This window comes from Caldicellulosiruptor kronotskyensis 2002 (genome assembly GCF_000166775.1).
GTDB lineage: Bacteria > Bacillota > Thermoanaerobacteria > Caldicellulosiruptorales > Caldicellulosiruptoraceae > Caldicellulosiruptor > Caldicellulosiruptor kronotskyensis.
The window spans coordinates 594988-618851 of sequence record NC_014720.1 but is presented as its reverse complement, the minus strand read 5'-3'; the positions used below and the strand labels follow the sequence as shown (position 1 = coordinate 618851).

Sequence of the window (23864 nt, the reverse complement as noted above, 5' to 3'; positions counted from 1 at the left end):
TTTATTTGGCAGAATACAAGACTTTCCTCCTTTCATCATTTTAGTATTTTCTCAAATAAAAATGATCTTTTGATTTTTATAGCCTTTGCAGGACAAAGTTCATGACAGCAATAACACCTTATACACTTTTTCAAATCAACATATGCTTTCCTGCTTCTCATCTCAATAGCCTGAGCAGGACATGCATTGAAACACTCTGCACAACCTATACAAATATTTATGTCGAAAATTGGTCTTGGTGAAAGAAAATTATCCAAAAACCTTGCCAAAAATTGTGGAAGCCTTCCTTTAACAAAAGATATCTCGGGTCTTAAGACAAGTTCAAAACTTGATGGAGCAACATCTTCAATCCTCTCACCAACAATCTCAACCTTATCAGGATTTAAAAGTCCTTTTTCATTCGCCACCTCCAAAAGAGGAACATCTTTTATGTCAAGCCCAATAATCTTACAAGCCACATAATCCAAAGCAATTGCATCCTCGGATATTAGCAAAATACCAAGCTCTTTGGGTTTTCCTGCTGACGGTCCTTCCCCTTCCATTGCAACAATGCCGTCCATAATATTTAGCATTGGCTTTGCTACCGTTAAGATTTCAAGTAGCATCTCCATAAACCTTCTGACATCTTGGAATCTAAAATGCATCTCAGCTTTCTGCCCACCTGGGACAAGCCCAAATAAGTTCTTTACAGCACCTGTGTAGACTGCCATCTGATGGGTTTTAAGTTTTGGAAGATTTATGATCCCCTGGCTTTCAAAGTATGGGGATATCAACGAAAGTTTTTTAAAAGTTGTAGTTTCAATACTAAGGTCTTTGTAAGATGTATCATAGTTCAAATAAACATTTTCAAGCTTTTCAAGTACTTTAATTCCTGCAGCTTGATATATACTTTCAAGCCTCTTTTTGGTATACGGTCCACCTGGACTGTCAGCTATTATAATCTTGCTTGCTTTTTCTTTAATAATTTCCACAGTTGCCTGAGCAATAGAAGGATGGGTGGTAACAGCATCTTCAGGGTTTTTTTTCATAAGAAGATTCGGTTTTACAAGCACACAATCTTTTTTCGGAATTTCATAACCTATTAGGTTTATACCCTTTAAAATTGCCTCCTTCACATCCTGCAGGTTATATGTATCACACTTTACAATCGCAACTTTACACATTAATTGTTTCCCCCAAAACAAACTTTTCTATTGCTCTTGCCACCCCGTCGTTTTCATAAGAGCTTGTCACATAATCAGCTATTTTTTTGAGCTCTTCAATAGCATTCCCCATTGCAACACCAAGTCCGGCAAACTCTACCATCTCAAGGTCATTTTCATTGTCACCTATTGCCATCACTTCCTCAGGTGCTATCCCCAAATATGAAATGACAAATTCAAGTGCTCTCTTCTTGTTAACCCCTTCTTTCATAACTTCTAAAATATTAATGTCTGATTTTGTGGTCTCAATACCTGGAATCTTACTTTCTATTATTTTTCTTACATAATTTACTTTTTCTAAGTCTTTATCAATTATGACAAATTTAGTGATTAAATCACCGCAAGCTTTAATAGTATTTTCAGAATCGTCAATTATGATATTAATTCTCTCTTCTTCAGGAAGTTCCTTATTCTTTTCGTAGTAAAATTTGGATGAATAATCAAGCCTTCTTGCTATCATTGTATCTTGAAAATAATAATGATAATAGATGTCATTTTCTTTGCAAATTCTGGCAATCTCTAAACTTTTTGAGTTTTCAAGACCAATATAATAGATATCTTTGTTCTTCTTCAGGTCTCTTACAATCGCTCCGTTGCAGGCAACAATAACCTGGTCATAAAGTCCCAAAACCTTTGCAAAATACATCACTCCTTTGAGGATTCTTCCTGAGCACAGAACAATCTGAACACCTTTTTGTTTTACAAGTTCAATAGCCCTTTTGTTTCTCGAAGATATATTTTTATTTTTGTCCAAAAGCGTCATGTCAAGGTCAATTGCAATAAGTTTGTACATCTTTTGCCTTCACCTATTTTAATAAATTTTAAAGATAATTTGTTACAATTTATTATATCAAAAAAAAATAAAGGCTGCCAATCATGGCAGCCTTTATTTTTGAGATTAATACATATCAGGTGCTGGAGCTGGCGGATTCTTTTCCTTTTCAGGTTTTTCAGCAACAACTGCTTCTGTTGTCAGAAGCATAGCAGCAGCCGATGCAGCGTTCTGAATAGCCGTTCTTGTAACCTTTGTCGGATCAACAATTCCTGCCTCGAACATGTCAACAAATCTCTCGTTGAGCGCATCAAATCCAACACCAGCTGGGCTTTCTTTTACTTTGTTAACAATAACTGAACCATCTAAACCTGCGTTTTCAGCAATTTGTCTGAGTGGCTCTTCTAAAGCTTTTCTTACAATCATTGCACCTGTCTTTTCATCGCCAGTGAGGCTTTCAATAAGCTTATCAAGTGCTGGAATTGCATTAATTAAAGCTGTACCACCGCCAGGTACAATTCCTTCTTCTACTGCAGCTTTTGTTGCAGCAAGAGCATCTTCAATTCTGAGTTTCTTTTCTTTAAGTTCAGTCTCAGTTGCAGCACCAACATGAATTACTGCAACACCACCAGCAAGTTTTGCAAGTCTTTCCTGAAGTTTTTCTCTATCAAAATCAGATGTTGTCTCTTCAATCTGCTTTTTGATAGACTGAATTCTCGCCTTGATTTCGCTTGGGTCGCCTGCACCGTCAACAATAATTGTATTTTCTTTCTGAACTTTTACTTGTCTTGCACGACCAAGCTGGCTGAGTTTTACCTCTCTCAAGTCAAGACCAAGCTCTTCAGAAATTACTTGACCACCAGTTAATATTGCAATGTCCTGGAGCATTGCTTTTCTTCTGTCACCAAATCCTGGTGCTTTTACTGCAACGCACTGAAGTGTACCTCTGAGTTTGTTTACAACCAGTGTTGCCAATGCTTCACCTTCAACATCTTCAGCAATTATCAAAAGTTTTCTTCCCTGCTGAACTATCTGTTCAAGAAGTGGCAGAATGTCTTGGATTGTTGAGATTTTCTTATCTGTAATCAAGATGTATGGGTCGTCAAGTACCGCTTCCATTCTTTCTGTATCTGTTACCATGTATGCAGAGATGTAACCTCTGTCAAACTGCATACCTTCAACTATCTCAAGAGTTGTCTCTGTTGTCTTTGACTCTTCAACAGTGATAACACCGTCATTTGTTACCTTTTCCATTGCATCTGCAACAAGTTTGCCAATCTCTTCGTCACCTGCTGAGATTGAAGCAACATATGTGATGTCTTCTTTTCCTCTTACCTTCTTGCTCATCTTTCTAATTTCTTCTACAACAACATCAACTGCTTTCTGGATACCTTTCCTTAATATCATTGGGTTTGCACCAGCTGCAATGTTCTTAAGACCTTCTCTTATCATTGCTTGTGCCAGAACTGTTGCAGTTGTTGTACCGTCACCTGCAATGTCGTTTGTCTTGGATGCAACCTCTCTTACAATCTGTGCACCCATGTTTTCAAATGGGTCTTCAAGCTCTATCTCCTTTGCAATTGTAACACCGTCATTTACAATCTGTGGTGAACCAAATTTCTTTTCAAGAACAACGTTTCTTCCTTTTGGCCCAAGTGTTACTTTAACTGTATCTGCAAGCTTGTTAACACCACGCTCTAAAGCCCTTCTTGCCTCTTCGTCAAATAATATCATCTTTGCTGCCATCTTTACATCTACCTCCTTTTTTCAATTCAAAATTAGTCTTCAATAATTGCTAAGACGTCATCTTGTCTGATTATTGTGTATTCTTCACCATCAATCTTAATTTCTGTTCCAGCATATTTGCTTACAATTACCTTGTCACCTTTCTTTACAACCATTTCAACCTTCTCACCATCTACTATTCCACCAGGACCAACCTCGATTACTTCAGCAATCTGTGGTTTTTCCTTCACAGTATCTGGAAGAACAATACCACTCTTTGTTACTTCTTCTCTTTCCTTGAATTTGATGAGTATCCTATCGCCAATTGGTCTTATCTTCATTGAACTTCCCCTCCTTTTTCAAGTTTGTTAGCACTCACTTTTAATGAGTGCTAATCACAATAAATACTATAGTATATTCTTCCTTTTCTAATCAAGTCTGATTTTACCCAAAAAAAGCACACTATATTCAATTTTCGCTGAATTTAATGGGAAAATATAAAAATATCTTCTTCAAACTCTCATTTTCTCTTTACTGCTCTTATTTTTATATCCCGCTATTCACTTAAAATCCTGTAAAATTTGCTTTCGATACTGGGTAGGACTCAGACCTGTGTACTTTTTGAAAATGTCGTTAAACCGCTGAAGTGAGGAAAACCCACACATCATAGCAATATTGCTAATCTTTAGGTTTGAGATGGTAAGATACTCCTTTGCCTTTTCTATTCGCTTTGAAAGTAGGTATTCCTTTGGCAAAATCCCAAAATGATTTTTAAATATCCTCGAAAGACTACTTTCAGACATGAAAAACCTCTTTGCAACATCACCCATTTTTATGTCTTCCATGTAGTTATTGTCAATGTACTCTTTAATATGTTTTGCAATCAGTGAATAATCGTAATTTTTTATCATCTCAAGACTATCAACTTCTCGTGTTATATATACGAAAAGTTCTAAACATTTTATATAAAGAAGAATACTATTTTTGCTTTCTTTTGCCTCACGAAGAATAGATTCTAAGCAAAAGAAAATATTGCTTCTTTTTCGAACATGAAAAAAATAAAATTTATTTGTTGTGTTTTCTAAAACTTTTAAAAAACCATAAATTTCTTTAAGATCATTTACCTTTGCCTTGTTCTCTGGATTTAAATAAAATCCAATTACAACAAACTCAGCCTTGGTTGAACCTATAACCTCGAACTTGTGCTTTGTAAAAGGTTTTATTATCAAAAGGTCACCAGCTTTTAGATCAATTTTTTCTTCCTCTACCCAAAAATCAATGTTTCCTTTCTTTATGAATATAAGTTCATAACTGTCATGAATATTGTAATCCATTTTCCAACTATTATCATGAACTCTCTCAAGCGTCTTTACTATTACGGGCAGAATTTTATTAATTGCTTCTATCATCTTCCAACCCCGCTTGTTTTACTTATGACTTTTATATACCGCTTCAAAAATCTCTTCATACGTCATTGCTTTAGAAAATGTTATCCTTTGACCTACCAACAAGTTAGAATTCACATTTTTGCTTTTTATAAACCTTTCAAACGACTCTTTATCTTGAACAACTCCATTTTGGTAAAGAACATCTGCAATGTTATCAATATTGTCAATATAAATGTCCACCGTATTATTGAGATTTGGTAAAACTTCTTTAGCCTTTGAAATAGTAACAAAATACATTGCACAAACACCAAGTACCCATCCAACTCCTATCCCCAATAGAAAAAACTTGTACCACTTCAGCTTCTCTCCCTCCCAACTATCCTTATAGCAAGCTTTGCTTCTCCCTTGCCAATATTTAAGCTCGACGCAATCTCATCTACTGTATACCCCTGTTTGTAAAGCTCAACCGCCTTTCTGTAAAGTTCTTCTTTTGAATGTTTCTTGCCTTCATCTCTTTGCATATCCTTGCCAGGTTCAATAAAATCTTCTTTTCCTGCATAAGATTTTGTCTGATCTGACTTTTCAACTTTTTCCTCAGTGTTTAGATGTTCAGTATCTCCCTTGACTGGTGCTTTTTCAATATCTAAAATCTCACCTTTTGCCCATCTTACCTTGTTTTCTATTCTTTCAATAATATATTCTCCAAAACTGTCCAATTCCTCAACTGTCTCAATGGCTTCACTCAAAAGCTGTGATAGAGTTTTTTGAGCCTTTTCTGATTCATGTAAAATCTTCTCGCCTCTTTCTATATCCTTTTTTATCGACCTCAACGACCACAATACTATAATTAACCCAAAAAATATAAACAAGATTACATAGGCGTCCATTTTCTTCTTATCTTCTCCTCTGCACAAAACTTTATATTCTAATATCAAATCCCTTCTGTTGCTTTTTAGATTTTTTGAGTTCCTGTTTTTCTCTTTCCTGTTTTTGGGTAAGCCTAATCTCAGATACATTATCCTTTTCTCTTACCCTTCTCAAATCTTCATCTACTTTTGCCTGGTTTTTCTGGCTATTTATGTGCCTTAGCATATTCTCTTTCTGCTGCTCCCCAAGCACAACCTGTGACACCTCTGTCGATTTGGGATACAAAATCTTTACATCAATTGGTCTTATATTCATCTTTCACCATCTCCCTCTTATCTACAAAAGCAATAAAAATCCTCAACTTTAAGCATACGGCGCTATCTTTATATCAGCATCTTCTCTGTAAATCTTGCAATATTTTACTGGCTCCTTTATAAGTTTGCACACATTTCCTATGGTTATCTTAACCCCAGGGTAAATGGTATCCTGAACCTTAACAATCCCCTCGTTTCTCTCCTCAAGTCTTTTTTCAATCTCCTCAAATTCACTCTGCAATTCTTTTAATTTTTCTGATGCCGTAATCTTTGACCTTGTAAACTTTTGAAGCATTTCTCTTTTCTCGTCTGTCAAAAGACCTGCTGCTTCTATCTTCCTCAAAACCTCAATTCCCTGATCACATTTTTTTATATTTTCTCTTAACTCTGACATCTCTCTCCTTATCTCTCTGTATCTTTCCACCATCAGAGGGTCAACCCCAACTTCTATCTCAGTAGCGGTGGAAAGATACGAACCTATTACCTTTGCTTCAACCTCTTTGCCAACCTTACAAGACCCACCAACAATAGAAGCTTTCCTGCCAACAAGAATAAGTTTATTCCCGCACTTTACGTCACTGTGAACAATTGCTTCTGCCTGAACATCTTCACCAGCAACAATAGTAGCGTTCTCTATAAACTTTGCAAAAACGCTCTTGCCAGCAACAACTCTGCCTTTGCCCATACCTGTAATCCCTTTGTGCAGCACTACATTCCCTTTTGCCTCAATTTCAGCTGCCTCAACAATACCATCTACTTCTACATTTCCTTCAGCAACAACCTTAAAACCAGATAGCACACTCCCTTTTATATGAACATTGCCAACAAAGTTTATGTTACCTGTTGAATTGTCTATGTCAGAGTTAATCTCCAATGTGTTTAAAACTGTGACCTTGCCCTCAATGATGCACACCTGACCATCGCACGCAGCTTTTAATGTATGCCCATCAGAATCTATGTATGTATTTTTTCCCCTTGGAAGATTTAACTTTCTCCCTTTTTGTCCTCTTATCACCCCTCCAAAAACATCCATACCATTTTCTCCATCAACAGGGTCTATCATTGTAACAAGAACATCATCTTTTCGCACATTCTGAACAATTCCCAAGTCCTTGTAATCTACTCTTCCATCAGGAAGTTCTTTGGGCCTTATCTCACGTTTGATATCAAAATGATATATGAGCTTTCCATCAACAGGTTTGCCAGGTGGTTTCCCTTGCGCAACCACAATAGGTGTTCCAAAAATGGGATTTTCAACAAGTTTTTTTATAGCTTCATCATCAATCCCAAACGTAATTTTATTTTCCCTCAATTTATTCATCACATTTTCAAACGTCAAATCCACACCATTTTGATTTTGTACAAGCACCACACTTGCTTTTAGCCTATCAGATGTTACCATAACCTTTATATCAACTTTTTGTTCACTTGACATCTCAATCTTTCCCCTTTCCCCGCAAAAAAATAAATATTATTTTTCCAAATACTTTTGTAATGCACTTCTGAGTTTTAAAAGCGCTCGCGTGTGAAGCTGACTTACACGTGATTCAGATACGCCCAGAACTTTTGCTATCTCTTTTATGCTAAGATCTTCATAGTAATAAAGCACTATTACCATCCTTTCATTCTCCATAAGATTATCTATCTGCTGCCTCAACACTTTTCTAAGCTCTTCATTCTCTATAAAATGTTCTGGCTGGGACACAAAATCTTCAAGCCCGCCAATTTTGCTTTCATAATTCTGTTCTAAAAAACTTTCCAGTGAAATAATCATCCCACTGGATATCCTGTCTTGCAGTTTCTGAAGTTCCTCTACAGAAATTCCAATTCTCTTAGCAACTTCTTGATTTGTCGGGGTTTTACCTTCTTTTTCTATCTCAATGTAAGCCCTTTCTATCTCTTTTGCTTTCTGTCGAATGCTTCGTGGCAAAAAATCCTGGTTTCTAACACAGTCAATTATTGCTCCTTTTATTCTTGTATATGCATACGTCTCAAATTTGACTCCTTTTTGACTATCAAACTTTTCGATTGCATCAAGAAGACCAATTGAACCATAACTTACCAAGTCATCATACTCAACATTACCACCAAAATAAATGGCCATCCTGCCAGCCACAAGCTTTACAAGTGGCATGTATTTTATTATAAGTTGTTCTTTTATTTTAGGGTCTTTTGTCTTTGTAAACTTTTCCCACAAAAGTGCATCATCCATACCTATTCGTACCTCTCAGCTATTTAAGGATTATGGTCCTTGTTGTCATTCAATATATCTTTAACTATACTTCCAAACACATAACCTATAATCGACACTAAAGCAGTTGCAAAAAATGTATACTCTCCAGACTTCCTTGTAACAAGACATGTAACAAGAACAATACTTCCACCTACAAGTGCTAAAATCTCAGGTAATAGTTGCTCCCCTTTCAACTTTCAAGTCTTCTCCTTTAAATTGTTTTTGTTCCCTTGCCTATTGTCTTTATTTCAAGTCTACCATCTTCTGAGTAAAATATGATTGTTCTACCATAATTTCCTCCAGTATCTTCTGCCACAATGGGTATATTTTGTTCCTGTAAAACTTTTTTAGCAGCCTCCACATTTCTTTTTCCAATGTTCATAAACTCAGAACGTGTTACCTCAAACATCTGAGCTCCGCCCGCAAGTTTGGCAAGCATATTCTTTTTTGCAGCACCAAGTTCTTCCATCTTCTCTATTAGTAGTGGTATACCTGTATCTGCAAACTTTGCAGGATTGGTATTATTTTTTACACCCCAGCTGTAAGGAAGCATAATATGTATCATACCTATTATCTTTGTCTTTGTGTCGTATATACACACCCCAACGCAAGAACCAAGTCCAAGTGTAGTAAGAGCGTTTGGATAGCCTGTAACATTCAAATCTGCCATGCCTACCTTTATAATCTCCATCATCTTTTATGCTACTCCCAGTGCTTTTAACATTTTTTGATATGACTCTATTGTTGGTATAAGGAAAAAATCAGCAACAATTCTATTGCTTTCCTCAAAAATCTCTGTTTCGATATAAAGCGCAGTATCACCAGTTTCACCAAACTGAATGGCAGGAAAACTTAAAATTGCACCTGCCATGTCTTCAGCAAGCTGCGGAACAGACTGAATCATTTTAAAACCTGTGAGAGTTGATAGTGCTGTTAAATACGCCCCTGCTAAAATGTTTCCTATCTCCATCAAAGCAGACTTTTCTATATCAGTAAATTCACTGTACCCATTCAAAGTTGTGCCCAATAACATGTTTACAAGAAGGTGGGCAGATGATTGAGACATAACAAACATGATAAATCCTTCTATATCGCCTTCTACATTCAATAAGATTCCAACTACAGGAATCTCTGCCCCGCCAAGTATTTCTGGAACTTCTTGGAGCTTTACCATCTTTACAACAGGAACCTTCATGTTTATTTTCCTGCCTATCATCATGGCAAGAGCTGACACCGCGTTACCTGTTCCTATGTTCCCCAGCTCTTTTAATACATCTAAATACATTTCGTTCATTTCGTTATTTGACAAATTCATAAAAATTAAACCTCCTCGGCTTTCTCAAAAAGCACATCTTCAAGGTTTATGATGTTTATGAGCATCCCATTGTACTTTGCAATCGAAAATTTAAACTCATTCCTGTCCCTTGTTGCTTGGTCAAAATCCTCTTTAGAAAGATATACCACATCTAAAACCTCGTCAATTATCAGTCCTACCTTGAACTCGCCTTTCCAGTTAACAACCAAAATTCTTGTCTCCTCACCAAACTCCTCTTTCTCAACACCAATCTTTTCACGAAGGTCTATCACTGGTACAATCTCACCACGAAGATTTATTACTCCTTTTACATACTGCTTTGTGTGAGGTACACGGGTTATTGGCATTAGTTTTTCAATATTCTCTATATTGTTCACATTCAGTCCATAATGCTCATCCGCAAGCCTGAAAACTAAATATTGTTCCATCTTCTTTTTTCACCTCTATACTTTTTTCTTTTACACTGTAAGCATGTTAGGATCAAGTATCATTGCAACAGACCCATCGCCAAGGATTGTTGCACCTGATATGAGTCTAATTCCCTCTAAATACTTTCCAAGCGATTTTATAACAATATCCTGTTGTCCTAAAAGTTTGTCAACAATGATTCCTGTCAGTTTTTCGCCACGTCTTACTATCACAACTGTAAATTTCTTCTTGTCAAGAACTGGCTCTAACCCCACAATAGAATGTAAATGCTTTATTGGAATCACCTGATTTCTCAGCATGATTATTTCCTTTCCTTTTTGAACAACCTTTATATCCTCTTTTGCAACATCCACAATCTCTCTGATTGATGCAACAGGAATTGCATATATCTCATCATGTACAGTGACAAGCAATGCCTGAATGATAGCAAGAGTTAACGGAAGTCGTATAACAAACTTTGTCCCTTTTCCTTTCTGTGTCTTCACTTCAACCATTCCACCAAGCTGTTCAATCTTGGTCTTTACAACATCAAGTCCAACACCACGTCCAGAAAGGTTTGTAACCTTGTCTTTTGTTGAAAAGCTCGGCATAAACAGAAAATCTATTATTTCCTGCTCTGTCAATTCTATTTGGTCCTCTTTCAAAAGCCCCTTTTCTATCGCTTTTTGCTTTACCTTTTCTAAATCAATTCCTTTGCCATCATCTTCAACCTCAATGACAACATTGTTCCCGTCATGATAAGCTGAAAGTTTAATAAGCCCACTTCTTGGTTTGCCGTTTTTGACCCTCTCATCAGGGTCTTCTATTCCATGGTCGGCAGCATTTCTCAGAAGATGAATAAGAGGATCTCCAAGCTCGTCCACAATAGTCCTGTCAACCTCAGTATCCTCACCAGACATTACAAGCTCAAATTCCTTTCCAAGTTCTCTTGCTAAATCTCTCATCATCCTTGGAAAACGTGAAAATACCCTTTCAACCGGGACCATTCGTACCTTCATTACAGCATCGTGTAAACTTGTTGTAATTCTCTCCAAATACTCAATAGACTCTTCGTATTGTCTATCGTTATACTTTTTTGCAAGTCCCTCTATTCGGCTTTTGATTATAATAAGCTCGCTCACCAAGTTCATAAGAACATCCAATCTTTCAATGTCAACTCTAACTGTTTTGCTTGTCTTCTGCAAAGATTCTTGTTTCTGCTGTCTTACAACCTTTACAGTTTCCTGTACTTGTGTCTCTTGCTGTACCTCTTCAATCTCCTCTTTTTCTTCTGCCATACTTACTTCGCCAGACTTTATCTCAAGGGCTTTTACTTCTCTTATCTCTGAAATTGAAAGAATTCTATCTCTTATTTTTTCAATCGGCTGCTTGCTTATAACGGTAATAGAAAACTCAAAATCAAACTTTTCATCCTCAATGTCCTGAACTGAGGGTTTAGAATGAATAATTTCACCAAGTTCCTCAACCGCTCTGAAAACAAGGTATGCACGTGCAGATTTTAAAAGACAGTTCTGGTCAAGCTCAACATCAAATCTGTAAACATTAAACCCTTGGTCCCATGCACGTTCTATTGCTCTTACAACAAACTCATCATATTCATATTTCTTACCTGCTTTTGTTGCTGAAGACACCGCCACATCTTCGGCAGGTTTCCCTAAAATAGCATTTAAAGCATTGACAAGATGCAAATTTGCCTCTTGTCCTTCTGTACCTGTTGCAATTATAACATCTAAGTATGATTCAAGCGCATCAACTGTCTTGAAAAGAATATCCATGATATTAGGATTTACTTTTAACTTGCCATCGCGTGCAGCAGCAAGAACATTTTCCATCGCATGTGTAAGTTTTTGCATGTTAACAAATCCCATTGTGCCGGCCATGCCTTTTAAAGTATGGGCTGACCTGAAAATCTCATTTACAATTTGCAAATCCTCCGGGTTTTCTTCAAGTTTTAGCATATTGTCGTTAAGGCTTTGAATGTGGTCTCTTGCCTCTTCTATAAACATTCCAAGATACTGAGACATATCCATTTTTTCATCACTCTCCTTCTTTTGCACAAAAAGCTTTTTTGGGTATTAATTCTTAAAGCAGACCCTTTTGTCTCATCTTTTGTTGCTGAGCAAAAATAAACCTCACTATTTTGTCTATTTCATTTTGTCTTGCCTCAACAAACTTGCAGCCGTACATAAACCTGTACGTCGGGTGTTGCACCCTTTCTTTTCTAAGTATCTGTGCTTTTAAGATAAGCTCTTCTTGTTCAATTGGTATCTTGGCCAAGATTAGGTCACCTATTTCAAACTCTTCTTGTGCTATAAAACAAACACCTCCACCACTGATATCCTTTGTGAGGGCTTTTACAATTTTCCCTTCTGAAAAGTCATCTGCTGCCCAATCTTCATGTGTATTTTCCTTTGACATTTTATCAGAGTTTAAAACCTTAACAAATATATCTAAATTTATTGGAAGTCTGAAAAACATTCTTCTCTGGATTTTCCTAACATCAGATATCTGCTTGACTTTTACAATGTATTCTGGTTCTTTAAACCTCTCCTCAACAACTCCATCAAACATCCACACACCGTCGCTTGAAACCTTGTACACCCTCAAAATCTCATCAATGTAAAATGTTACATAAACTCCTTCTTTTATGGGCGTGAAGATATAAAAATACTCATCTTTTATATCGGCAATTTTGGAAATATACTGCACATCCTTTTCTTCCCACGTGCGTCTGTCTATTCTGACAATTTCAATCTTATCACCTACTTTGAAAATCTTTTGCATAAAAAGCCCCCTCTTTTATTTTTCACGAAGTCTTTTGATAATTGAGTCAATAAACCGTGAAAAACCACCCTGATTTTTTTCCTCAACATTCTCAGAAGATTTTACAAGTTTCAATGCCACATTTTCAACCTGTCGTGAAATGTTGCTCTTTTCATATGATATCATAAATGGTACCTGTTTGATAACTGATTTTGAAACAATACTATTTTCTTCTATATACCCTATATATTCTACTTCTCTTTGCAAAAACCTTTTAATCACGCTATTTAGTCTAAAAAAAATCTCTTCTGCTTCCTTGACCCCATTTACCCTGTTTACCAAAAGGTTTATTTTATGATTAAAATCTCTCGCAATAATTGCCTTTATTATAGCATAAGCATCTGTGATAGAGGTAGGTTCTGGAGTTGTAATTACAATCACCTCATCTGACATCATTACAAACTCCATAACATTTCTTGAAATCCCCGCACCTGTATCTATGAGAACTACGTCAAACGATTTATTTATCAGCTGGGCACACTCAATTAACCTCAAAAGCCTCTCCTCATCCAAATTGGCAAGGTCAACTATCCCTGAACCACCTGATATAAAATTGATACCCAGCGGCCCTTCTTCCACAATTGAAAATATATCTTTCTTGCCTTCCAAGACATCTTTTACATTGTATTTGGGCGACGTTCCAAGCAAAACTTCAACATTTGAAAGTCCTAAATCAGCATCAATTATGAGCACTCTTTTACCCATCTTTTTCAAAGCAATTGCCAAGTTAACAGTAAGATTTGTCTTGCCAACACCGCCTTTACCACTTGTAATGGTCACAACCTTTGATTGCGTACCTTGATAGGCAGGAATATTTGTACAAATTTCAGCTTTTCTTACAAGGTTTCTCAGCCCCTGTGCCTGATCTCTCATAAAACCTTACTCCCTATGATAAGTTTTGCAAATTGTTCAGGGTTAAACTGTTCAATATCATCAGGTACATTTTGACCAGTCGTTATATACGCAATTGGCTTTTGTGTAAAGTAGCGGATATTTAATATGTTCCCATAAGTTGATACTTCATCTACTTTGGTTATGATAACTTTATAATCATTTAAAAATGAATAGGTATTCACCACCTCTTTGAACACCGACGGCTGGGTTGTTGCACTAAGAAGTAAAAACACTTCATCTGGATTTGCCTTAGCGACAAACGCTTTTAGTTCGTCCATATGTTCCTGATTCTTGTGACTTCTTCCCGCAGTGTCAACAAGAACTACATCTGAGTCAGAAAAGTTTTCAATTATTCTATCATACTCGTCCACCTCATACCACACCTTAGTCTTGATATTCATAATCTCAGCATATGTCTTAAGCTGTTCAACCGCAGCAATTCTGTATGTATCTGCTGTAATAAATCCTACCTTTTTCCCATCCTCAAACATGAGTTTAGCAGCAATCTTGGCAATTGTGGTTGTCTTGCCAACACCTGTTGGCCCTACAAAAAACACAATCTTTGGAATTTTTGAGTTGAATGAAAGTGGTGCTGCCACTCCGAGCATATTCTTTATTTCCTTGTATATATTGTTTACTACGTTGTTTATTGAAGCTTCTCCGCTTAGGTTTGAAAACAGCATATCTATAATTTCACTTTCCACGCCATTTTTTATTAAATTTTCTCTCATAACATCAATAAAATTTTTCTTACTAAGTTCTTTTGTTTGACTAATATCTTCTTCCTGCTCTTTCTTTATAACCTCTTTTAAAATCTTTTCAAGAGAATCAATCTTTCTTTCAAGTTCTTTTATCTGGGTTAGTTGGAGACTCAATGCCAAACTTTCCTGTTTTATAGATTCTTCCTCTTTTTTGACTATCTTTTCATCCTCGCATGCAGCTGTAACCTCTATTAAGGGTCTTTTGAAAAAACCAAACAGACCTTTTTGTCTTACCTTTTTGGTTGAAAGTATAACAGCATCCTTACCCAAATCTGCTTTTATTCTTATTAATGCTTCCTGCATATCATGTGCCAAATACCTCTTGATTCTCATCTTTAAACTTCCACCATCCCAACTGTTTTAATCTGCACACTGGGCAGTATCTCATTGTACGAAAGTACTACAACATCAGGAAATATATTTTCTATAAGCCTCCTAAAATATATCCTAACTATCGGCGAACAAATAACAATTGGTTGTGATGACGCGCTTACCAGCTTTTCTAAAATATTGCTGAGATTGTTTATAAGTTTTTGAATATAATCAGGCGGAAGGTTTAAAAAACTTCCCTGTTCAGTCTTTTGTATAGAATTCATTATCATATCTTCAACCTCAGGAGAAAGAGTAACCGCTTCGAGTACATTACCAGATACATACTTTTTAGTGATATACCTTGACATTGCCTGACGCACATATTCTGTCAAAATATCAGTATCTTTTGTCGTTGGTGCCCAGTCAGCAAGTGTCTCTAATATGGTAACCATATCCCTTATTGAAATCCGCTCTTTTAAAAGGTTTGCCAAAACCTTCTGAACTTCCCCAACTGTCATTAGTTTTGGAATGAGTTCATCAACTACAACAGGATTTATTTCCTTGACATTGTCAATCAGTTTTTGTACATCCTGCCGTGTCAAAAGCTCATGAGCATGGCGTCTTATTATCTCTGTAAGGTGAGTTGCTATAACAGATGGAAGGTCAACCACAGTGTACCCTGCCATCTCGGCTCTTTCTTTCATTGAAGATGGAATCCATAGTGCATCAAGCCCGAACGCAGGCTCTTTTGTTGGTATACCTTCTATCTGTTCTGTGACAAAACCAGGATTTATTGCAAGAAGACTGTCACTCATAAGCTCTGCTTTAGCCACTTCAACACCTTTTATGTTAATCCTGTACTCGTAAGGTTTGAGTGCCATGTTGTCCCTGAGCCTGATTGTGGGAACAATAATCCCAAGTTCAAGCGCAAGTTGTCTTCTTATCATAACAACCCTTTCTAAAAGGTCTCCGCCCTGTTCTTTGTCAGCAAGAGGAATTATTCCATATCCAAACTCAACCTCAATAGGGTCGACATATAAAAGATTTACAACATTTTCAGGTTTCTTTAGTTCTTCAACCTCTTTCTGTTCAACCTGTTTTTCTTCAATACTCTCTATCTTTTTCAGACTACTATTCATTCTAAACCCCATAGCAAACATAGCCCCAGATAAGAAAAATAGCGAAAGTTTTGGCATTGTTGGAATTAAAGCAAGTACTGCTAAAATACCTCCCACAGTGTAGAGCACTTTTGGGTGAAACTCAAACAACTGTTTTATAAGACTTTCTGAGAGCTTGCTCTCATCTGCTGCTTTTGTCACAACAATTCCTGTGGCAGTTGAAATAAGAAGTGCGGGTATCTGAGCTGCAATTCCATCCCCTACAGATAAAAGAAGATATTTTTGTATAGCCTCGGTGACATCTTCGCCTCTCATAGCAACACCAATTATAAGTCCGCCAAGCGCGTTGATAAAAGTAATTAATATTGCCGCAATAGCGTCACCTTTGACAAACTTGCTCGCACCGTCCATTGCACCATAAAAGTCTGCCTCTTTTTGAATCTTTTTTCTCCTCTCTCGTGCTTCATCTTCAGTTATTATCCCTGCATTGAGGTCTGCATCCACAGCCATTTGTTTGCCCGGCATTGCATCAAGTGTAAATCTGGCAGCAACCTCTGATACCCTCTCAGCACCTCTGGTTATCACTATAAACTGGATGATGATTATAATAAAGAATATTATTACACCAACAACAATGTTGCTGCCTATAACAAAATTCCCAAAAGTATATACTATCCTAACATTTTCACCTTGCCCAGTTAATATCTGTCTTGTTGTGGAGATATTTAAAGCAAGCCTGAGCAATGTTGTAAATAGAAGAAGTGATGGAAATACTGAAAAATCTAAAGCTTCTTTTATGTTTATGCTGTTTAAGAATATAACAAGTGCAAGTGAAAGGTTGACAGCAATCAAAACGTCAAGCAAACTCGGTGGTATGGGAAGTATCATCGACAATACTATTACTATCGCAAATACAGAAAAAGTCGCACCTTTAAAATTCATCTTGTATTCACCTTCTGGTAATTTTTAAGACTGTATACATATGCTAAGACTTCTGCAACTGCCTGATAAAGTTCTGGCGGAATGAAATCGCCAACCTCACACATATTATAAAGAGCCCTTGCAAGCTCTCTATTTTCAACAATTTCAATCCTGTGTTTTATTGCCTCCTGTTTTATCTTTTGGGCTATGTAATCTTTACCCTTTGCAATCACTCTCGGTGCGTCAAATTTTTCAGGTTCATATAAAAGAGCAACCGCATAGTGTGTCGGGTTAGTTATAACAACATCTGCCTTGGGAAGCTGCTGAAACATACGCTGAAGAGAAATCCTTCTCTGCCTTTCTCTTATCTTGGACTTTATCTGGGGATTCCCTTCTGTCTGTTTGAACTCTTCCTTTACCTCTTCCTTTGTCATCATTAGCTTTTTTTCATACTGCTGGCGCTGAAAAATAAAATCTATCACAGCTATTCCAAAAAACATTACTGCCATCCATAAAATCAAATTAATAGCTGAATCAAATGAAAACCTGACAATTGTAAACACATTCATCTCATACATCTCTAAAAGCTTTTTAGCAAAAGTCTGTGTATAGCAATAACCTGTGTATCCTATTATCAGAACTTTTAGTACAGACTTTATAAGTTCAACAACCGAATTAATTGAAAATATTCTTTTAAATCCTTCAATAGGATTAATCTTTTGAAAACTCATTTTAAGCGACTGCCCTGTAATAAGAAAACTGCTTTGTGCCCACTCTACAATTGCTGCCACAAACATAATTGTAACGCAGAATGGAAGAACTATCTTCAAAGAAGTTGTAATTATAAAACTCAAAAGTTTGCTTGCATCGCTTATATCTTCTAAACTATAATTCAAATTGCTAAAAAAATATTTGCTTCCTTGCTGCAATGGAACGATAATTAAAGAATAACCAAACTTTAAAAAAAGTACACTTATCAATAAAGCAAAAGCAGAGGTAACCTCTCTGCTTTTTGCTACCATACCACGTTTTCTTGCTTCCTGACGTTTTCGGGGGGTGGCCTTTTCAGTTTTAGCACTTGCCTCAGAAAACAACTGGATATCAAATTTTAACTTCACCTGATGCCCCCTCTCAAGGTTTCAAAAGTATATACAGCTATTTTGTCAATTAGTACAAATATCATCTTGTTCATGAAAGGAAAAATTATAACAAGCACCAAAAAACCAATTGCAATCTTTATAGGAAGCCCTACCATGAACACATTCATCTGTGGAACTGCTCGTGACAACACAGCTAAAATTATGTCCACAATAAGCATGCTCATTAAAATTGGCAGGCTTATCTCAACACCTATCAAGAAAAGCTCTGAAAAAAATCTAAAAAAATTCCAAGTAAATTCTCTTCTAAAACCTTCATATCCAATAGGTACAAGCTTGTAGCTATAAATTACAGCTCTTATAAGAAGATGATGAGCGTCTGTTCCAAAAAAGACAACAAGCATATAAAGGTATAAAAAGTTTCCTAAAAGAGGTACCTGAACCTCACTCATAGGGTCAATGACGTTTGCCATACCAAAACCTATTGCATTGTCAATGATTTGACCCGCCAAAAGTATAGCTGAAAATATCATGTATGATATATACCCTATCAAAAGCCCAACAATGAATTCTTTAATCACTACAAATATATACTCCAGCAAATTGGAAGGTGCACTGTAAGAAAATCTGTAAGTTGAGACAACAAGTAAGCTTAAGAAAAAAGCAAAACCAATTTTAAAATACGCAGGTATATTTCTTCTACCAAATATTGGTGAGACTATAAAAAGACCACTCATCCTTGCAAGTACAAGAAAAAATATATATGAACTATTTAAAAAAGCGTTAATAATATCTGTCATAAGAGTTCTTCCTTAAAAAGATTTACTTTACAAACTGGTTAATATTTGTCCACAAATATCTCGTAAATTCTATCACTTTTGTGAGCATCCACTGTCCGAAAATCAAAAGCGAAAGTGCAATTGCAATCAGTTTTGGCACAAAAGTGAGTGTCTGTTCGTTTATCTGAGTAGTTGCCTGCAAAATTGATACAACTATACCTACTACCATTGATATAAGCAAAATAGGCCCCGCAACATAAAATGCTGTTAAAATTGCCTGTCTTGCAATCTCAAGCACAACCGTTGTATCCATCTTTACATCTTCTCACTTTTCTTTCATTTAAAACTTCTCACAAGCGACTCTACAACCAAATTCCAACCATCAACTAAAATAAATAACAAAATTTTGAATGGTAGTGATATCATAACAGGTGGAATCATAAGCATTCCCATTGACATCAGAATACTTGCTACAACCATATCAATTATTAAAAATGGCACATATATTAAAAACCCCATTTCGAACGCACTTTTGAGCTCGCTTATTATGAAAGCAGGAACTACAACTCTTAGTGGAAGGTCTTTTACATTTGTATTTGGATTTACATTGCTAAGCTTTACAAAAAGGTCAAGGTCTTTTTTGCGCGTATTTTTTAACATAAACTCCTTTAAAGGCTCTTCTGCCCTTTTGAGAGCTTCTTGGGATGTTATTCTTCCATTTATGTATGGCTGATAAGCCTGAGTATAAATTTTATCTGTCACAGGCGCCATTACAAAAAAGGTCAAAAACAGTGCAAGCCCAATCAAAATCTGGTTCGGCGGCATTTGCTGGGTACCAAGCGCATTTCGAATAAATCCAAGAACAATAAGTATGCGCGTAAATGATGTCATCATTATCAGAATAGACGGTGCCAGGGTTAGGATGGTAAGAAATATTATAAGTTGCAGGGCAGACGATACATCATTTGGATTTTGCGGATTACCAAGATTTATATTAAGGCTTGCTGTTGCAAAGGCTATCTCTTTTTTTGTACATGTGGTTATCAAAATTAAAAGTAGTGTCGATATAATATAAAGAGATTTATTTTTTTTCATCATCCTCTTTACCTTCACTGTCTTTAATTAGGTTGTAAAGGTTTAATACCTTGTTCTTCATCTCAAAAGAAGAGTTTATCTGATTATCAATTATGTTTTTAAAACTGTGATGTTGTTCACCTAAATTGAACAGTTGGTCTTTGCTGAACTCTTTCAAAAATGTTATGCTCTTTTGTGTCTTACCAAGCAAAATAACCTTGTCACCAATCTCAACAAGCACAAGTATACTATCTTGAGAAAGGGGAAGAAGGTCAACTATCTTAATGTATTCCCCTTTCCTGCCAAGCATCTTTTTGTTCACAATCCTAAGTACATAGTAGGTAATGTATATGAGAACACATATAACTACCAGTGCAAAAACTATCCTAATTCCAAGTTCCATTTTTATATTTTTATCTCCTCAAAAATCTATTTTTACCCAAGCACTTTTTTGATTGCTTCAACAATTCTCTCTGCCTGGAACGGTTTTACTATAAAATCACGTGCACCTGCTTGAATAGATTCTATAACCATTGCCTGCTGACCCATAGCAGAACACATGATTATTTTTGCTTGTGGGTCTATCTTTTTTATTTCTCTTACAGCTTGAATCCCGTCCATTTCAGGCATTGTGATGTCCATCATAACAAGGTCAGGTTTTAGTTCTTTGTACATCTCCACAGCCTTAGCCCCGTTTTCTGCCTCTCCTGCAACCTCGTAACCGTTTTTTGTAATAATATCTTTTAACATCATTCTCATAAAAGCTGCATCATCAACTATCAGAATCCTTTTTGCCATCAATCTCTCTCCTTTTCAATGTAGTTCTTTTTTTTAATTGTAGTTTTAAAGTTTAAATCTTGAACACGAAAAAATAACTTATTTATATTTTATAATCTATTTGATGGGTTGACAATATCAGTTATCCTCACACCAAAATTCTCATCAATTACCACAACCTCGCCTTTTGCTATGACTTTTCCGTTTACCAAAATGTCAACAGGCTCACCTGCAAGCTTTTCAAGCTCAATAATTGACCCTGTTGAAAATTCCAAAATCTCTCTTACAAGTTTCTGTGTCCTTCCAAGCTCGACAGTTATCTCAAGCGGCACATCCAAAATGAGTTCAATGTTCTCAGGATACCTTCTTTCCTCTTCCTCATCAAAACTTTCAAACTGCACAGGCGAAACATTATAAACTTGTTGCGGCTGCTCTGTCCTCTGTGGTGGCGGTGTGTAAGAAGGCTGTGATGCTTTCTTCTGACTCTTTGTAGTCTGAGAAAAAGTTTGTCTTAATACCTCTTCCTTCAAAGTCTCTTGCTGAGTTTGTGTTGATGTTTCTGACTGCGCAGGTGTACCAAGTGTATTTTTGAGCATAGCATCCACAAGCTGTTTTGCAAAGTCAACAGGTATCAACTGCATAATCTGGCTGTCTATCAAATCTCCTATGGTCATCCGAAAAGCTACCTTGACAATCTCGTCAGCTCTTTTTAGCTCAGGTATCATCTCTTCGGCATTCTGGGCAAAATCAATCACAAAGGCTTCGGGCGGATTTATGTCAATCTTTAAATTTAGCATGGAAGAAAGCGATGTGGAAGCAGAACCCACCATCTGGTTCATTGCTTCCTGTATTGCCGAAAGCTGAAGTTCTGTCAGCTCATCAGTAAACTCAATTTGACCTGTACCGCCCATCATAAGGTCTGCAATAATTTCAACATCCTCTTTTTTAAGAATGAGGAGATTTACGCCGTCAAGCCCTTCCTTGTAAACAACCTTTATTGCAACATATGGTACAGGAAACTCCCTGGGAAGCTCATCCCATTTTAAAATGCTCACAACTGGTGTTGTAATGTTTACCTTCTGGTTCAGTAAAATGCTTAACGTAGTGGCTGCTGTGCCCATTGAGATGTTTCCAATTTCGCCTAAAACATCTTTGTCTTGGTCAGATATCGTAGGTGATGATGGTGATGTTTCGCTCATTCCCCGCAAAAGAGCGTCTATTTCGTCCTGAGAGAGCAAATCGCTCATCTAAAATCCTCCCCCTCTTCTACTCGTGTAATCTTTACTGCAATCCTGCCTTCTTTTCGTCCTGGAACACCATAAAATTTTAATTTGTTCCCGACAAAAACTTCTATCTCCTGGTTCTTTCTTCTGTCAAGCCTCAGTACATCACCCACCTGAAGCTCTAAAAATTCTCTGACTGTAATCTGTGTTCTGCCAAGCACCGCTTTCACTGTAACCCTCGTTCTTTCAATTTTTTTCTGTAAATACTCTTTTGTCTCCTCTGATGACTCTTTTGCAGATGTTGAAAACCAGAACTTTGTTGAAAGCCTTGGCATTATCGGCTCTATCACCATATGCGGAATACAGATATTCGCCATCCCTTCTGCCTCGCCAACTTTCATGGCAATTGTAACAAGTGCTACTGTCTCATTAGGTGATACAATCTGGGTAAACTGTGGATTTGTTTCTATCTTTTCAAGCCGTGGTCTAAGATCAACAATATTCTCCCACGCTTCTTGGAAATAATTGATGAGTTGTTGAAGTAGCCTTTCTATCAGTGCAAGCTCGATCTCCGTAAAAGTTCTCACTTTATCTATTCCTTTGCCAAACCCTCCAAGGACTCTATCTATCATGGCAAACGCAATCTCTGGTGCCATCTCAAATACAATACTTCCTTTTAATGGCGAAAAATTTACAATACCCATCACAACTGGATTGGAAAGAGAATTGCTGAATTCATAATATGTCAGTTGTTCAACCGACAAAACGTCCATCTGAACAACTGTCCTTAAATACCCAGATAAAAAGGTGGTGACAATCCGGGCGTAGTTTTCAAATATCATTTGAAGGGTCCTCAAATGGTCTTTTGCAAACTTACTTGGTCTTTTAAAATCATATACCCTTACATTCTTTTCTTGTTTTGGTTTTTGAATCTCTTCGATTGAAAGTTCACCAGATGTAAGAGAACGCAAAAGCTCATCTATTTCACTCTGAGACAGTATATCGCCCATATTCTTACTTTCACCACCTTATTTACTGGATTATAAACTCACCAAAGTTTACATTGTATACCTTATTCCCAAATATCTCATTTAACCTGTCTTTAATTTCTTTTCTGACCTTTTCTTTCCCCTCAGGTTTTAAAAGCTCATCTGCTGTCTTGCTTCTCAAAACACTGTCGATTATATCAGCAATTACTATGTTTTTCTCCTTCATAGTCTCAGGAAGTTTCTTGTCTGTCACCTCAAGTTGGACTGTCACTCTAATAATTCTTCCTGCATTTGTTTGAGTATCCTGCAGGTTGCTCATAAGAGCTTTACCGTCGTTAACATCGTATGTATAAAGCTTTTCTGGTTTTTTCTCAACTGTAGTAGTCTTTGCAGCTGACGAAGTAGGTGATAGATTTTTCACAACAGTCAAAAATCCTATTCCCATCCCCACCATCATTAGAAGAAGCAGAACAAGTAAAATAAGAATTATTGAGTTCATCTTTTCGCCTTTCATCCTTCATGCTCCTTTTGCATAGGTTGTATATTAAATATAATACCCTCAAAAATTCTCTTTTTATATTCAATGACCTTTTCAATAACTTCATCTACAGACTCTTTCACAACAAGTTTTACACCGTTTGTGAGGGTTATAACAGTATCTGGTGTGGATTCCACAAACTCTATAAAATCTGCATTTACCACAAACTCTTTGTTGTTTATCCTTCTCAATTTTATCATACACAATCAACCTCTTAAAGATATTGAAATGAAAAAATACATCTGTCTTTTTGCAAGGGAAGGAGAAAAGATATTACACTGTATCTTTTTCTCCTTCCCTTACTTTTCACTTA

Annotated in this window: 29 protein-coding genes; all 29 read right to left on the bottom strand. The window is 36.6% G+C overall.

Features of this window, described 5'->3' with window-relative positions; genetic code table 11:
- Positions 1–35 precede the first annotated feature (35 nt).
- Positions 36–1163, bottom strand: a complete 1128-nt coding sequence (locus CALKRO_RS02540; RefSeq protein WP_013429553.1) for a DUF362 domain-containing protein — start codon at positions 1161–1163, stop codon at positions 36–38.
- Positions 1156–1995 carry a Cof-type HAD-IIB family hydrolase gene (locus CALKRO_RS02535; protein WP_013429552.1) on the bottom strand — a complete coding sequence of 280 codons (840 nt, stop codon included), beginning with the start codon at positions 1993–1995 and terminating at the stop codon, positions 1156–1158. The genes CALKRO_RS02540 and CALKRO_RS02535 overlap by 8 nt, the downstream gene beginning before the upstream one ends.
- Positions 1996–2100: 105 nt before the next feature.
- Entirely contained in the window at positions 2101–3720 is a 1620-nt protein-coding gene (groL, locus tag CALKRO_RS02530) for a chaperonin GroEL (RefSeq protein WP_013402565.1), read from the bottom strand.
- A gap of 32 nt (positions 3721–3752) precedes the next feature.
- Complete coding sequence (locus CALKRO_RS02525) at positions 3753–4040, bottom strand: co-chaperone GroES (protein ID WP_011916829.1); 288 nt, start codon at positions 4038–4040, stop codon at positions 3753–3755.
- Positions 4041–4259: 219 nt separating this feature from the next.
- Positions 4260–5108, bottom strand: a complete 849-nt coding sequence (locus CALKRO_RS02520; protein ID WP_013429551.1) for an AraC family transcriptional regulator — start codon at positions 5106–5108, stop codon at positions 4260–4262.
- Between the two features lie 18 nt (positions 5109–5126).
- Positions 5127–5384, bottom strand: coding sequence for a hypothetical protein (locus CALKRO_RS02515; RefSeq protein ID WP_237699116.1), 258 nt, complete (start codon positions 5382–5384; stop codon positions 5127–5129).
- Between the two features lie 59 nt (positions 5385–5443).
- Positions 5444–5974 (bottom strand): DUF6115 domain-containing protein, encoded by a 531-nt coding sequence (locus CALKRO_RS02510; RefSeq protein ID WP_013429549.1) that lies wholly within the window; start codon positions 5972–5974, stop codon positions 5444–5446.
- Between the two features lie 31 nt (positions 5975–6005).
- On the bottom strand, positions 6006–6269 hold the full coding sequence (locus tag CALKRO_RS02505; protein WP_013429548.1) for a hypothetical protein: 264 nt from the start codon (positions 6267–6269) through the stop codon (positions 6006–6008).
- A gap of 48 nt (positions 6270–6317) precedes the next feature.
- Entirely contained in the window at positions 6318–7703 is a 1386-nt protein-coding gene (locus CALKRO_RS02500; RefSeq protein WP_013429547.1) for a DUF342 domain-containing protein, read from the bottom strand.
- A 36-nt stretch (positions 7704–7739) separates the two neighbouring features.
- Entirely contained in the window at positions 7740–8480 is a 741-nt protein-coding gene (locus CALKRO_RS02495; protein WP_013429546.1) for a FliA/WhiG family RNA polymerase sigma factor, read from the bottom strand.
- A gap of 23 nt (positions 8481–8503) precedes the next feature.
- A complete protein-coding gene (locus tag CALKRO_RS02490) occupies positions 8504–8695 on the bottom strand; it encodes a hypothetical protein (protein ID WP_013429545.1) in 192 nt (63 codons plus the stop codon).
- Positions 8696–8712: 17 nt separating this feature from the next.
- Entirely contained in the window at positions 8713–9195 is a 483-nt protein-coding gene (locus tag CALKRO_RS02485) for a chemotaxis protein CheD (protein ID WP_013429544.1), read from the bottom strand.
- A gap of 3 nt (positions 9196–9198) precedes the next feature.
- Complete coding sequence (locus CALKRO_RS02480) at positions 9199–9816, bottom strand: chemotaxis protein CheC (protein WP_013429543.1); 618 nt, start codon at positions 9814–9816, stop codon at positions 9199–9201.
- A 5-nt stretch (positions 9817–9821) separates the two neighbouring features.
- Complete coding sequence (locus tag CALKRO_RS02475; protein WP_013429542.1) at positions 9822–10244, bottom strand: chemotaxis protein CheW; 423 nt, start codon at positions 10242–10244, stop codon at positions 9822–9824.
- A 30-nt stretch (positions 10245–10274) separates the two neighbouring features.
- The gene (locus CALKRO_RS02470) at positions 10275–12275 is read right to left on the bottom strand and encodes a chemotaxis protein CheA (RefSeq protein ID WP_013429541.1); all 2001 of its coding nucleotides are present in this window, start codon (positions 12273–12275) and stop codon (positions 10275–10277) included.
- Between the two features lie 52 nt (positions 12276–12327).
- Positions 12328–13029, bottom strand: coding sequence for a flagellar brake protein (locus CALKRO_RS02465; RefSeq protein ID WP_013429540.1), 702 nt, complete (start codon positions 13027–13029; stop codon positions 12328–12330).
- 15 nt (positions 13030–13044) lie between these two features.
- Positions 13045–13941 (bottom strand): MinD/ParA family protein, encoded by an 897-nt coding sequence (locus CALKRO_RS02460; protein WP_013429539.1) that lies wholly within the window; start codon positions 13939–13941, stop codon positions 13045–13047.
- Positions 13938–15056, bottom strand: coding sequence for a flagellar biosynthesis protein FlhF (gene flhF / locus CALKRO_RS02455; RefSeq protein WP_013429538.1), 1119 nt, complete (start codon positions 15054–15056; stop codon positions 13938–13940). The genes CALKRO_RS02460 and flhF overlap by 4 nt, the downstream gene beginning before the upstream one ends.
- Positions 15057–15058: 2 nt before the next feature.
- A complete protein-coding gene (flhA, locus tag CALKRO_RS02450; RefSeq protein WP_013429537.1) occupies positions 15059–17095 on the bottom strand; it encodes a flagellar biosynthesis protein FlhA in 2037 nt (678 codons plus the stop codon).
- Positions 17092–18192, bottom strand: coding sequence for a flagellar biosynthesis protein FlhB (gene flhB / locus CALKRO_RS02445; RefSeq protein ID WP_013429536.1), 1101 nt, complete (start codon positions 18190–18192; stop codon positions 17092–17094). Before flhB ends, flhA begins: the two co-directional genes overlap by 4 nt.
- On the bottom strand, positions 18189–18971 hold the full coding sequence (gene fliR, locus CALKRO_RS02440) for a flagellar biosynthetic protein FliR (protein ID WP_013429535.1): 783 nt from the start codon (positions 18969–18971) through the stop codon (positions 18189–18191). The genes flhB and fliR overlap by 4 nt, the downstream gene beginning before the upstream one ends.
- Positions 18972–18993: 22 nt before the next feature.
- Entirely contained in the window at positions 18994–19263 is a 270-nt protein-coding gene (fliQ, locus tag CALKRO_RS02435; RefSeq protein WP_013429534.1) for a flagellar biosynthesis protein FliQ, read from the bottom strand.
- 23 nt (positions 19264–19286) lie between these two features.
- A complete protein-coding gene (gene fliP, locus CALKRO_RS02430; RefSeq protein WP_083789240.1) occupies positions 19287–20048 on the bottom strand; it encodes a flagellar type III secretion system pore protein FliP in 762 nt (253 codons plus the stop codon).
- Complete coding sequence (locus CALKRO_RS02425; protein ID WP_013429532.1) at positions 20032–20427, bottom strand: FliO/MopB family protein; 396 nt, start codon at positions 20425–20427, stop codon at positions 20032–20034. Before CALKRO_RS02425 ends, fliP begins: the two co-directional genes overlap by 17 nt.
- 32 nt (positions 20428–20459) lie before the next feature.
- Positions 20460–20822 carry a response regulator gene (locus CALKRO_RS02420; protein ID WP_013291202.1) on the bottom strand — a complete coding sequence of 121 codons (363 nt, stop codon included), beginning with the start codon at positions 20820–20822 and terminating at the stop codon, positions 20460–20462.
- Positions 20823–20911: 89 nt separating this feature from the next.
- A complete protein-coding gene (gene fliY, locus CALKRO_RS02415; RefSeq protein WP_013429531.1) occupies positions 20912–22048 on the bottom strand; it encodes a flagellar motor switch phosphatase FliY in 1137 nt (378 codons plus the stop codon).
- On the bottom strand, positions 22045–23034 hold the full coding sequence (gene fliM / locus CALKRO_RS02410) for a flagellar motor switch protein FliM (RefSeq protein ID WP_013429530.1): 990 nt from the start codon (positions 23032–23034) through the stop codon (positions 22045–22047). Before fliM ends, fliY begins: the two co-directional genes overlap by 4 nt.
- 22 nt (positions 23035–23056) lie before the next feature.
- Positions 23057–23527, bottom strand: a complete 471-nt coding sequence (locus CALKRO_RS02405; RefSeq protein ID WP_013429529.1) for a flagellar basal body-associated FliL family protein — start codon at positions 23525–23527, stop codon at positions 23057–23059.
- On the bottom strand, positions 23524–23751 hold the full coding sequence (locus CALKRO_RS02400; protein ID WP_013429528.1) for a flagellar FlbD family protein: 228 nt from the start codon (positions 23749–23751) through the stop codon (positions 23524–23526). The genes CALKRO_RS02405 and CALKRO_RS02400 overlap by 4 nt, the downstream gene beginning before the upstream one ends.
- Between the last annotated feature and the right edge of the window lie 113 nt (positions 23752–23864).